General features: G+C 72.1%; 12 protein-coding genes and 1 pseudogene. 3 read left to right on the top strand and 10 right to left on the bottom strand.

Going from position 1 to position 11,335, the window contains the following annotated elements:
• Positions 1-89: 89 nt before the first annotated feature.
• Complete coding sequence (locus ACIPXM_RS33985; RefSeq protein ID WP_003949502.1) at positions 90-386, bottom strand: type II toxin-antitoxin system VapB family antitoxin; 297 nt, start codon at positions 384-386, stop codon at positions 90-92.
• Positions 387-529: 143 nt separating this feature from the next.
• Here ACIPXM_RS33985 and ACIPXM_RS33980 point away from each other — a divergent pair, with 143 nt between their 5' ends.
• Positions 530-2,131, top strand: coding sequence for a helicase HerA-like domain-containing protein (locus tag ACIPXM_RS33980; protein WP_401663581.1), 1,602 nt, complete (start codon positions 530-532; stop codon positions 2,129-2,131).
• A gap of 54 nt (positions 2,132-2,185) precedes the next feature.
• Here ACIPXM_RS33980 and ACIPXM_RS33975 read toward each other — a convergent pair whose 3' ends face one another.
• The 5 genes from ACIPXM_RS33975 to ACIPXM_RS33955 form a co-directional block, all read right to left on the bottom strand.
• The gene (locus tag ACIPXM_RS33975) at positions 2,186-3,739 is read right to left on the bottom strand and encodes a M28 family metallopeptidase (protein ID WP_401663578.1); all 1,554 of its coding nucleotides are present in this window, start codon (positions 3,737-3,739) and stop codon (positions 2,186-2,188) included.
• Between the two features lie 184 nt (positions 3,740-3,923).
• Positions 3,924-4,547: an HhH-GPD-type base excision DNA repair protein gene (locus ACIPXM_RS33970; protein WP_401663575.1), complete on the bottom strand. Its 624-nt coding sequence runs from the start codon at positions 4,545-4,547 to the stop codon at positions 3,924-3,926.
• A gap of 74 nt (positions 4,548-4,621) precedes the next feature.
• A complete protein-coding gene (gene pip, locus ACIPXM_RS33965; protein ID WP_401663572.1) occupies positions 4,622-5,698 on the bottom strand; it encodes a prolyl aminopeptidase in 1,077 nt (358 codons plus the stop codon).
• A 10-nt stretch (positions 5,699-5,708) separates the two neighbouring features.
• Positions 5,709-6,317 carry an RBBP9/YdeN family alpha/beta hydrolase gene (locus tag ACIPXM_RS33960; RefSeq protein ID WP_401663569.1) on the bottom strand — a complete coding sequence of 203 codons (609 nt, stop codon included), beginning with the start codon at positions 6,315-6,317 and terminating at the stop codon, positions 5,709-5,711.
• A gap of 85 nt (positions 6,318-6,402) precedes the next feature.
• On the bottom strand, positions 6,403-7,068 hold the full coding sequence (locus ACIPXM_RS33955; RefSeq protein ID WP_401663567.1) for a TetR/AcrR family transcriptional regulator: 666 nt from the start codon (positions 7,066-7,068) through the stop codon (positions 6,403-6,405).
• Between the two features lie 159 nt (positions 7,069-7,227).
• On the opposite strand from ACIPXM_RS33955, the gene wrbA reads away from it, so the two are divergent.
• The gene (wrbA, locus tag ACIPXM_RS33950) at positions 7,228-7,839 is read left to right on the top strand and encodes an NAD(P)H:quinone oxidoreductase (protein WP_401663565.1); all 612 of its coding nucleotides are present in this window, start codon (positions 7,228-7,230) and stop codon (positions 7,837-7,839) included.
• A gap of 110 nt (positions 7,840-7,949) precedes the next feature.
• Here wrbA and ACIPXM_RS33945 read toward each other — a convergent pair whose 3' ends face one another.
• The gene (locus ACIPXM_RS33945) at positions 7,950-8,237 is read right to left on the bottom strand and encodes a metal-sensitive transcriptional regulator (protein ID WP_401663563.1); all 288 of its coding nucleotides are present in this window, start codon (positions 8,235-8,237) and stop codon (positions 7,950-7,952) included.
• Positions 8,238-8,408: 171 nt separating this feature from the next.
• Between ACIPXM_RS33945 and ACIPXM_RS33940 the strand changes: the two genes are divergently transcribed.
• Positions 8,409-8,942 carry a DUF6328 family protein gene (locus tag ACIPXM_RS33940; RefSeq protein ID WP_401663560.1) on the top strand — a complete coding sequence of 178 codons (534 nt, stop codon included), beginning with the start codon at positions 8,409-8,411 and terminating at the stop codon, positions 8,940-8,942.
• Positions 8,943-9,032: 90 nt separating this feature from the next.
• Here ACIPXM_RS33940 and ACIPXM_RS33935 read toward each other — a convergent pair.
• From ACIPXM_RS33935 to ACIPXM_RS33925, 3 genes and pseudogenes are all read right to left on the bottom strand, one after another.
• A pseudogene (locus tag ACIPXM_RS33935) lies at positions 9,033-9,500 on the bottom strand (sigma factor); the annotation flags it as partial.
• Positions 9,501-9,659: 159 nt separating this feature from the next.
• Positions 9,660-10,109, bottom strand: coding sequence for a YciI family protein (locus tag ACIPXM_RS33930; protein WP_401663558.1), 450 nt, complete (start codon positions 10,107-10,109; stop codon positions 9,660-9,662).
• A gap of 155 nt (positions 10,110-10,264) precedes the next feature.
• A complete protein-coding gene (locus ACIPXM_RS33925; protein WP_401663556.1) occupies positions 10,265-11,326 on the bottom strand; it encodes an aldo/keto reductase in 1,062 nt (353 codons plus the stop codon).
• Positions 11,327-11,335 lie beyond the last annotated feature (9 nt).

The following is an 11,335-nucleotide window of genomic DNA, read 5'->3' as shown; positions in this document are numbered from 1 at the left end:
CACCCGCTACGACAAGACCGCACAGTCCTACGAAGCAGCCGTCACCCTCGCATCACTCCTGATGTGGGCGTGACATTTGACGACAGAACCTAGTCGAGTTCGAGGACGCGCGCGTGCAGCACCTGGCGCTGCTGGAGCGCCGCGCGGACGGCGCGGTGCAGTCCGTCCTCCAGGTAGAGGTCCCCGCGCCACTTCACGACGTGCGCGAAGAGGTCGCCGTAGAAGGTCGAGTCCTCGGCGAGCAGGGTCTCCAGGTCCAGCTGGCCCTTGGTGGTCACCAGCTGATCGAGGCGGACCGGGCGCGGTGCCACGTCCGCCCACTGCCGGGTGCTTTCCCGGCCGTGGTCGGGATACGGCCGGCCGTTTCCGATGCGCTTGAAGATCACACGGAAAGCCTACCGGGCGAGCGGCTCCCGGCGCAGCCACGCGAGCCCGGTGCGATGCTGGGACGAACCATGACATAAACGTACAGATTCGGGTCGCACACGATCGGACAGCGGTCGGGACAGCGGTCGGGACAGGGGTCCTCATGAGCGTCAGCGAGCAGCCGGACGGGAAGCCCGGTGGGCAGCCCTGGGCGGAGATCGCCGCGGGCTACGCCTTCGACGGACCCGCACTCGATCTGGGGGCCCTGCTCTGGGACGGGACGTGTCACCCGGACGCGCCGATCCGCATCCCGCTGCCGATGCTCAACCGCCACGGTCTCGTCGCGGGCGCCACCGGCACCGGCAAGACCAAGACGCTCCAGCTGATCGCCGAGCAGCTGTCCGCCAACGGCGTCCCCGTCTTCCTCGCCGACATCAAGGGCGACGTCTCCGGCATCTCGGCGGCGGGCGAGGACGGCGAGAAGGTACGGGAGCGGGCCGGGCAGGTCGGTCAGGAGTGGGCGGCCACCGGCTTCCCCTGCGAGTTCTACGGCCTCGGCGGCATCGGCCCCGGCATCCCGCTGCGGGCCACCGTCACCAGCTTCGGCCCCGTCCTGCTGTCCAAGGTGCTCCAGCTCAACCAGACCCAGGAGCAGTCGCTCGGCCTGATCTTCCACTACGCCGACACCAAGGGCCTGGAGCTGGTCGACCTCAAGGACCTGCGGGCGGTCGTCGCGTTCCTGGTCTCGGACACCGGCAAGCCGGAACTCAAGGGCATCGGCGGTCTTTCGACGGTCACCGCCGGGGTGATCCTGCGGGCCATCACCGCCTTCGAACAGCAGGGCGCGGGCGGCTTCTTCGGGGAGCCGGAGTTCGACACCAGCGAGTTCCTGCGCACCGCCGCCGACGGCCGCGGCCTGGTCTCCGTACTCGAACTGCCCGCCGTGCAGGACAAGCCGCAGCTGTTCTCGACCTTCCTGATGTGGCTGCTCGCGGACCTCTTCAACGACCTGCCGGAGGTCGGCGACGTCGACAAGCCGAAGCTGGTCTTCTTCTTCGACGAGGCCCATCTGCTGTTCAACGGGGCCTCGAAGGCGTTCCTGGAGTCGATCACGCAGACCGTGCGGCTGATCCGGTCGAAGGGCGTGGGGGTGTTCTTCGTGACGCAGACGCCGAAGGACGTGCCGGGCGATGTGCTGGCGCAGCTCGGCAACCGGGTGCAGCACGCGCTGCGCGCGTTCACGCCGGACGACGCGAAGGCCCTGAAGGCGACCGTGCGGACGTTCCCGAACTCGGCGTACGACCTGGAGGAGGTGCTCACCGGGCTCGGCACCGGCGAGGCGGTGATCACCGTGCTGAGCGAGAAGGGCGCCCCGACCCCGGTCGCGGCGACCCGGCTGCGGGCGCCGGAGTCGCTGATGGGGCCGATCCCGGCGGCCGAGCTGGAGGCGGCGGTGAAGGGTTCGCTGCTGTACGGGCGGTACGCGGAGGCGGTGGACCGCGAGTCGGCGTACGAGAAGCTGACCGCCGAGCAGCAGGCGGCGGAGGCGGCGGCGCTGGCGGCGGCCGAGGAGGCCGCGGCCGCGAAGGAGGCCAAGGAGGCCGCGCGCGAGGCGGCGCGGGCTCCCCGGCCGAAGGAGGATCCCTCGCTCGCCGAACAGGTCGTCGGGAGCGGGATGTTCAAGTCCCTCGCGCGGTCGATCGGGACCCAGCTGGGCCGGGAGATCTCCCGTTCGATCTTCGGTACGGCGCGCCGGAGGCGGTGAGACCCCGGCGGCGCGCCGCGCCGCGCCCGTACGACTTACCGGTTGGCCTCGTCCTTACTGGGTGACCTCGTCGTGGTCGGCGTGCAGACCGCCGCCGCTGCCCGTGCCGCCGGTGGTCGGGGTGGAGACGACCGGCTTCTTGAGCGAGCTGAGGTCGTGGGCGTAGGTGCCCACGGCGTTGGCGATGACGCCGATGTTGATGCCGAAGGCGCGCATGTCGATGTTGCGGATGTCGTCGCCCTTGGCGTGGTAGTTCACGTCGTAGGCGACGCCCGCCGTGCCGCCGAACTTGGCGGCCTGGGCCGGGGTCTTGAGGCCCTCGGCGCCGGTGAAGGTGCCGCCGGAGGGGATGCCGACCTCGATGAACGGGCCGTAGTCGGAGCGGCCGTCGAAGTCGGTGCCCTCGTGCGGGACGCCGCTCCTGTCGAGGTACGCGTTGATGTCGCGCTCGATCTGGGCGGAGCCCTCGGGACCGGCCTCGGCGCCGACGCCGTCGGAGTTGTCGCCGTCGTAGACGAACTGGCCCCAGTTCGGCGAGGCGATCATGTCGAAGTTCAGGTAGAGCTTGATCTCCTTCTTGTCGAGGGAGCTCATGTTGGCCACGTAGTGCTCGGAGCCGAGCAGGCCGTTCTCCTCGGCGGACCACCAGGCGAAGCGGACCTTGTTGCGGATCTTGTCCTTGGACTTGGCCAGTTCGAGGGCGGTCTGGAGCAGACCGGCGGAGCCGGAGCCGTTGTCGTTGATGCCGGGGCCCGCGGTGACCGAGTCGAGGTGGGAGCCGAGCATCACGGTGTTGGCGGCGTTGCCGCCCTTGGTCTCCGCGATGACGTTGTTGGTGGAACGCTTCTCCGAGAGCTGGCGGATCTCGAAGGAGAGGTTCACCGGGCCGGTGGCGAGGTCGGCGGCGAGCTTGTCGCCCTCGGCCTTGCTGAGACCGCCGGTCGGGATCTTGCCGGCCGCCGGGTCGCCGAGGGTGCCGGACAGCGTGCCGTCGACGTTGTTGTAGATGACCGCGCCGACGGCACCGGCCGCGGCGGCGTTCTGCTGCTTGACCGCGAAGGTGCAGCCGCCGCGCTTGATCAGCGCGAGCTTGCCGGTGAAGGTGCCGGAGGCGAAGTCGCCCGGCTCGCAGCCGGTGGTGCCGTCGGCGTCGACCGGGACGGCGACGAGCGGGGCGGTGATCCCGCCGACCGGCGTCGACTTGGTGTAGGTCATCGCGTGGATGGCCAGGTCGCGCGGCGCGGGCGAGACGACGGACGCCTTCTCGGCGAGCGTCTGGGTGAACTGGAAGTCGAACTTCTGGTACGTGACGTTGTAGCCGGCCTTCTTCAGCTGCGTGTAGACGTACGCGGCGGAGGCGTCGTGGCCGAGGGTGCCCGCGGCCCGGTTGCCACCGGCGGAGTCGGCTATGGCCTGGAGCTTCTGCAGGTGCTTGAAGGCGTCCTTGGCGGTCGTCTCACGGGTCAGCTTCTTCGCCAGCTTGGCCGCGTCACGGGCCGGGGCCGCTCCCGGGTCGGGCGTGGCGGTGGCGGGCGCCGCGAGCACGAGCGGGGTGGCGAGTGCGGCGACGGCGAGCGCGGCTGCGGCTCTGCGCTGGGATGTGTTCACAGAAGTCCAGTCCTTCCCGATGCGTACGAGGTTGAGGGGAAGTTAGCGATCTCCGGGGGCTTCTGTGAACACATCACACACAATTCCTGTCAGGTCGAACAGGATTGACATCGGGAATTCGCAATTCCGGTGCGTTTGCCCGATGTAGGGGCGGGACGGAGAGAGTGGAGCGCGCGGGGGAGGCTCAGGAGGAGCCGTTCGCCTTGGCCGACTTCGCCGACTTGGCGGTCTTCGCCGCCTTCGCGGCGGCCTTCATCTCCTGCTTGTGGGCGCGCACCTTGGTGAGCGACTCGGGTCCCGTGATGTCGGCGGCCGAGCGGTAGCTGTTCTTCTCGCCGTACGCCCCCGCCGCCTCCCGCCAGCCCTTCGGGGTCACCCCGTACTGCTTGCCGAGCAGCGCCAGGAAGATCTGCGCCTTCTGCTTGCCGAACCCGGGCAGCGCCTCCAGACGGGCCAGCAGTTCCTTGCCGCTCGCCGCGTCCCGCCAGACGGCCGCCGCCTCGCCGCCGTACTCGTCGACGAGGAAGCGGCAGAGCTGCTGGATCCGCTGGGCCATCGAGCCCGGGTAGCGGTGCACGGCGGGCTTCTCGGAGAGCAGCGCGGCGAAGGACTCCGGGTCCTGGGCGGCGATCTCCTGCGCGTCCAGGTCGTCGTGGCCCATCCGGGTGGCGATCGTGTACGGGCCTGAGAAGGCCCACTCCATCGGCACCTGCTGGTCGAGGAGCATGCCGACCAGCGCGGCGAGCGGGGAGCGGCCGAGGAGCTCGTCGGCGTCCGGCTGCTGGGCGAGGTGGATCTCGGGGGTCATGCCCCGATCATCGCGCCGGGCGCCCGGGCCCGCCCGGTGGACCGCTCCGGCGGGTCGCGGGCCGCGGGGGCCGGTCACTCGGGCGGGTGCGGCCCCGGATGCGCGGTCGCAGCGTCGGCGGTCGTCGTCGCGAACCGGGCGAGGGCGGTCATCAGGTGGGCGAGGGTCTCGTCGCCGCCGAGGTGTCCGGCTCCCTCGACCACGTGCAGTTCGGCGTCCGGCCAGGCCCGGGCCAGCTCCCAGGCGGTGTTCAGCGGCCCGGCCATGTCGAACCTGCCGTGCACGAGGACGCCAGGGATCCCGGCCAGCCGGTGCGCGTCCCGGATCAGCACGCCCTCGTCGAGGAACGCGCCGTGCGCGAAGTAGTGGGCGCAGATCCGGACGAAGCCGAGCCGGGCGGCGTCGATCCGGTCGGTGTACGGGGTGCCCATGTTCTCGCCGGACAGCACCGCGTCCTCCCAGGCGCACCAGTCGGCGGCGGCCCGCTCGCGGACGGCGGGGTCGGGGTGGTCCAGCAGGGCCGCGTAGGCGCGGATGAGGTCCTCGGCGCGGTCCCCGCCTTCGCCTCCGTCCCCTCCGTCCCCGGCGCCGGACCCGGCTCCGGCGCGGAACCGCTCGTACGCCTCCGGGAAGAACCGCCGGACGCCCCCGTACAGCCAGTCCGTCTCGGAGCGGCGGGTGGTGGTGACGGACGCGAGGACGATCTCGCTGACGCGCTCCGGGTGCGTCTCGGCATACGCCAGGATCAGGGTGGCGCCCCAGGAGCCGCCGAACAGCAGCCAGCGGTCGATGCCCAGGTGGCGGCGCAGCCGTTCCATGTCGGCGACCAGGTGGGCCGTGGTGTTGACCGACAGGTCGGTGGCGGGGTCGCTCGCGTGCGGGGTGGAGCGGCCGCAGCCGCGCTGGTCGAAGAGGACGATCCGGTACCGCTCGGGGTCGAAGAGCCGCCGTGAGCCCGGCGACGAGCCGGAGCCGGGGCCGCCGTGCACGACGAGCGCGGGCTTGCCGTCGGGGTTGCCCGCGACGGACCAGTGGACGTGGTGGCCGTCGCCGACGTCGAGCATGCCCTCGGCGTACGGGGCGAGTTCGGGGAACGGAATGAGTGCGGGTGCGGGGGCGGCGGCGGGAAGGGGGGTGGGAGGGGTCGGCATCCGGCCGACGCTAGCCCTCCCGCGCGGTGATCCGCACCTCCGGGTTCTCGCACCAGGCCAGGACGGCGGGCCAGGGGCCGAAGCCGTGGCCGGGGTTGAGGTGCCCGCCGCCGGGGACGTGGTCCATGTCGAGGCCGAGCGGGATCCCGTACGCGCGATCGGCGCCCTCGGGGCAGTACGGGTCGCCGTCACCGTGCACCAGCCGGGCGGTGTCCTTGACCGGGGCCAGGGCCAGGGTCAGGGCGTCGGCGGCGGGGCCGGCCGCGAACGCGGCGATCTCCGGGATGCCGGCGGCCACCCGCGGCGAGGGCGGCGCCACCAGGAGCACCCGGTCGGCGGCGGGCGCGCGTCCGGCCGCGACCGCGTGCAGCCACAGGAGCACCCCCAGGCTGTGGGCGAGGACGACGAACTCGCCCTCGGGCCGGTCCCCGTCGTTCGGCGGGGTGCCGTGCTCGGTCAGGGCGTCCAGCCAGTCCGCGAGTCGGGGCGCGTCGGGTTCCGGAAGCTGCGGATAGCGCACCTCGTGGCCGCGGGCGCGCAGTTCACCGGCGAGCCAGTGCTGCCAGTGGCCGGGCGGGCGGCGGTTCTCGAAGCCGTGCAGCAGGAGGTAGGTGCTCATGGGCCCGATCGTGCGGCCGGGCGGCGGGCCCGGTCCAGGGGCGTTCCGAGGCGTGGAACGCGCGCCGCCGGGGCCGCCCGTACCGTCACGGGCCGTCGGGCAGCGGACGGGCGTCCGGTGCCGCTCGCAGCGTGAGCAACTGGCGGACTCCCCGCTGCAGTTCTGGCGCGGACAGCTGTTGCTCCTGGGACAGGTGATGCATCAGGCTCGGTGAGAACGGGGCGAGCAGGAGATGGGCGAGGAGACCGCTGTGGGCGTCGGGGCGGGCCTCGGAGACCAGCAGGGCGACATGGGTGTGCATGGCGAGGTAGGCGCCGCTGGTGTAGCGCGCGCTGGGGGCGGCGGTCTGCGCGGCGAGCAGGATCGCGCGCTGCTCGACCACCCGGTCGACGAGCGCGTCGAGGAAGGCGTCGAGCCGTTCCCCGGCGGGCGCGCCGGGACCGAGCGGCGGCGGGCCGCTCAGATACGCCTCCTGGAACTGCCGCTCCCGGTCGTCGAGCAGCGCCCAGAGCAGCTGGGACACGTCGCCGAACCGGCGGTAGACGGTGCCGACGCCGATGCCGCTGGCGTGCGCGACCTGGTTCATGGTGACGGCCTCGGGGCCCTGCTCGGCGACGATCCTGGCCGCCGCGTCGAGGATCCTGCGCCGGTTGCGGGCGGCGTCGGCGCGCTCGGGGGCGGGACCGCCGACGGTGGGGAGGAGATTGAGCATCTGGGCGCCGTCCCCGGCCGCTCGATTCCTCGTGTTCATGACGTGCTCCCTGCCCTTCGGCTCCCGGCCTGCCGCCCGGCTTCCCTTCGCTCTGCCCCCTGAGCTGAGCATACCTGCCGTGCTTGCTAAACGGATACCTGTCCGCTTAACCTGATCCCGTTGAAGCGGAAAGTAATCCGGTTTTCAGGAGGGCTCGTCATGTCCGTCAAGGTCGCCGTCATCTACTACTCGGCCACGGGGAACGTCCACCGTCTTGCCGAGGCCGTCGCCGAGGGTGCCGAGAAGGCCGGCGCCGAGGTCCGCCTGCGCCGGGTGCCCGAGCTGGCCCCCGACGTCGCCATCGACTCCAACCCGGCGTGGCGCGCCCACGTCGACACCACCGCCGCGAACGTCGACGTCGCCGCCCTTGAGGACCTGGAGTGGGCGGACGCGTACGCGATCGGCTCGCCGACCCGCTTCGGCAACATCGCCGCGCAGCTGAAGCAGTACATCGACACGGCCGGTGGCCTGTGGAACCAGGGCGTGATGGCCGACAAGCCCGCGACCGCGTTCACCAGCGCGTACAACCTGCACGGCGGCAACGAGTCGACGCTGCTCGCGCTCTACAACACCTTCCACCACTGGGGTTCGGTCATCGTCTCCCCCGGCTACACGGACCAGACCGTGTACGCGGCGGGCGGCAACCCCTACGGCACCGCGTTCGCCGGTTCCAGCGGCGAGCTCGACGACAAGGTGCTGGCCGCGGCCCGCTACCAGGGCACCCGCCTCACCACGATCGCGAAGCGCCTGAAGGGCCTCCCGGTCGACTGACCCGAAGTCGCATGAGGGCATGAGAAAGCACCCCTGGGGAGACATCCCCAGGGGTGCTTCGTCCGTTCGGTCGCGGGCCTTCGGTGGTGTCCGGTGGCGTCCGGTGGCGCTCAGGCCAGGGAGAGGAAGAGCTTCTCCAGGCGGGCCCGCATCTGCTCGGGGTCCTCGCCGTCCTTGCGCCCGTTCTCCATGTCGGTCAGGCACTGCTGGAGCCCGGTCGCGATGATCGCGAACCCGGCCCGGTCGAGGGCGCGGGAGGCGGCGGCGAGCTGGGTCACGACCTCTTCGCAGTCACGGCCCTCCTCGATCATCCGGATCACGCCGGAGATCTGGCCCTGCGCCCGGCGCAGCCGGTTCAGGACCGACTTCAGCTCGGCGCCCGCGAGATCAAGTTCCACAGCCCATCACTCCTCACAGATACCCCAGGGGGTAATTTACTCCCCGTGGTGGGGTCCCGTCGAAGAATCCCGACGACCACCAAGGATGACACCGCCCGGCGCGGCCCGCGGTCGCGTCGCGTCGCGTCGCGTCGCGTCGCGTACGGCCGGGCGGAGGGCGAGGGTGGAGACATGGCCGATGACCCGCCACCGGCACGAGACTCCGATCCGGACCGTTCGGATCCGGACCGACCGGAGCCGGACCGTTCGGATCCGGACCGCCATGAGACCGCGGACGAACGCGCGGACCGCAACCTCCTGGAGCTCCTCCAAGAGCTGCGGGTGCTCCAGACCGGGGTCCAGATCGTCTTCGCCTTCCTCCTCGGCGTCGCCTTCACGCCCCGTTTCCTCGGGCTCACCGACGTCCAGCAGGACATCTACGTCGCCGCGCTGCTCCTCACCGTCATCGCGTCCGCCCTGCTCGCCTCGCCGGTCGCGATCCACCGCGTGCTGTTCCGGCAGGGCGAGAAGGACCGGATCGTCGCCTGGTCGGCCCGGCTCGCGCGGGCCGGTCTGGTCGTCCTCGCGCTCGCGCTGAACACGGTGCTGCTGCTTCTGCTCGACGTCGTGATCGGCCGGACCGGGGCGGTCGTGGTCACCTGCCTGAGCTGCCTGATGTTCGCGGGGCTCTGGTACGTGCTGCCCACGCTGCTGCGCCGACGGTGAGCGCGGTACGAGGCCGGGGTCAGCGGCCCCGGCCACCGTCGTCCTCACCCGGCGGGTGGAAGCGGTGGTCGGCCCCGGCGGCGCGCAGCTTGGCCTTCGCCCGGCTGATCCTCCCCCATGGCCTTCGGCATGGGAGGTGCCCCCAGCCACCGTCGCCTCCGGCACGAGGAAGGCGCGGGCGATCTCCGCCGTGGTCAGGCCGCCGACCGCGCGCAGGGTCAGCGCGATCCGGGCGGGCGGCGGCAGCACCGGGTCGCAGCACAGGAAGAGCAGGGCCAGCGTGTCGTCGTCGGCGGGCGCCGCCCGCACCTCGCGCGGCTGGAGCCGCACCGCGGTCGCCTCCCGCCGGGCGCGGGCCTCGTCAGCCCGCAGCGCGTCGGTGAGCCGCCGCGAAGCCACCCGGATCAGCCACCCGCGCGGGTTGCCGGGCACGCCGTCCCGAGGCCACTGCCCGGCGGCGGCGAGCAGTGCCTCCTGTACGGCGTCCTCGGCGGCGGCGAAATGCCCGTACCGGCGCACGAGCGCACCGAGGACCTGCGGCGCGTGACGGCGCAGCAGGTCCTCGACGGGTTCGGGGCGGGGCCGGGGCCGGGCGGGGGCGGAGGTCCCTCGGGTCCCTCAGGCCCGTCGGGCCCCATCGACCCCTCAGGTCCCACCGGCCCGGCCGACCCCTCAGGCCATCCAGGCCATCCAGGCCCCTCGGGTCCCTCGGAGTCCTCAGGCCCCGCCGTCGGCACCCGCACCCCCGGCGCCGAGCTCCGATCCGCCCGCCTCGTCGACCGGGCGGATCACCACCGGGTACTCCGGCGCCCCGGCCGGCTGCGGGCACTGGGCGACGCGGGCCGCGATCTCGGTGACCCGGTCGAGGCTGGTGCAGTCCAGGACCCAGTAGCCCGCCAGGACCTCCTTCGTCTCCCCGTACGGGCCGTCGCTGACGACCGGACGGCCCTCGGCGTCGGCGGTGACGAACCGGGTCCTGGCCGGTTCCACCAGGCCCTGCGCGTCGACCAGCTCACCGGTCTCGGCCAGGTCGTCGTTGATCGCGTTCATGTAGGCGAACATGGCGCGGAGCTCCTGCTCGCTCCAGGCCGGGCTCTGCGGCGACGGGCTGCCGTTCATGGCGTTGTAGTCGGCCTGCGAGCCCTGCACCATCACCAGGTACTTCATGACGTCCTCCTTGGACCGTGATCACGCGTACCCCTCACGGGGTTCTCTCACAGGGGACGTCGGAACAGGTCCTGGTTTCTCGACAACGCGCCCGGCGGATGCCCGCTGTCGGCCGACCGGCCGACAGCGGGCATCCGCCGGAGTGACGGTCCGGCTCAGTCGGCGGCGGCCCGCTCGCCCATCGGCCGCCGCCGCAGCGCGGGTTCGGTCAGGGAGCGCGGCTGCCAGACGCCGTCGGCGCGGTAGAGGTCGGTGCCGGGCGGCACGATCGTGTCGATCCGGTCCAGGACCTCGTCGGTCAGGACCAGGGAGGCGCCCTTGAGCAGCCCGTCGAGCTGGTCCATCGTGCGCGGGCCGAGGATCACCGAGGTGACGGCCGGGTGCGTGGCGGCGAACGCGATGGCCAGCTCGGGCAGGGTGCGGCCGAGCTCGTCGGCGAGCGCGACGAGCCGCTCGACCGCGTCGAGCTTGGCGGCGTTGCCGGGCAGCGCCGGGTCGAAGCGGTGCGGGGTGAGCGCGGCGCGGCCGCTGCCGAGGTCGACCGCCCGCCCCTTGCGGTACTTGCCGGTGAGGAAGCCGGACGCCAGCGGCGCCCAGGTCAGCACGCCCATGCCGTACCGCTGGGCGGTCGGCAGGACGGCGGTCTCGATGCCACGCGCGAGCAGCGAGTACGGCGGCTGCTCGGTGCGGAAGCGGCGCAGGCCGCGCCGCTCGGCGACGGCGTGCGACTCGACGATCAGGTCGGCGGGGAAGGCAGAGCAGCCGAAGGCGCGGATCTTGCCCTGGGTGACCAGGTCGCCGAGGACGTCGAGGGTCTCCTCAAGGTCCGTGCGGTGGTCGGGGCGGTGGACCTGGTAGAGGTCGATCCAGTCGGTGCCGAGCCGCCGCAGGCTGTTCTCGACCTCCTGGACGATCCAACGCCGGGACAGACCGCCCCGGTTGGGCCCGTCGCCGCCGACCGGGAAGTACACCTTGGTGGCGAGCACGGTGGCGTCGCGGCGCAGCGGGTCGCTGAGCGCCTTGCCGACGATGACCTCGGACTCGCCCGCCGAGTACATGTCGGCGGTGTCGACGAAGTTGATGCCCCGGTCGAGGGCTGAGTGGATGATCCGTACGGAATCCTGGTGATCAGGATTGCCGACGGCACCGAACATCATGGTGCCGAGGCAGTACGAGCTGACTTCGATCCCGGTTCCCCCGAGTACCCGATAGCGCATGCGGCGCAA

The organism is Streptomyces sp. NPDC090025 (assembly GCF_044748125.1).
Lineage (GTDB): Bacteria > Actinomycetota > Actinomycetes > Streptomycetales > Streptomycetaceae > Streptomyces.
This window is presented reverse-complemented; position numbering and strand designations above follow the sequence as displayed.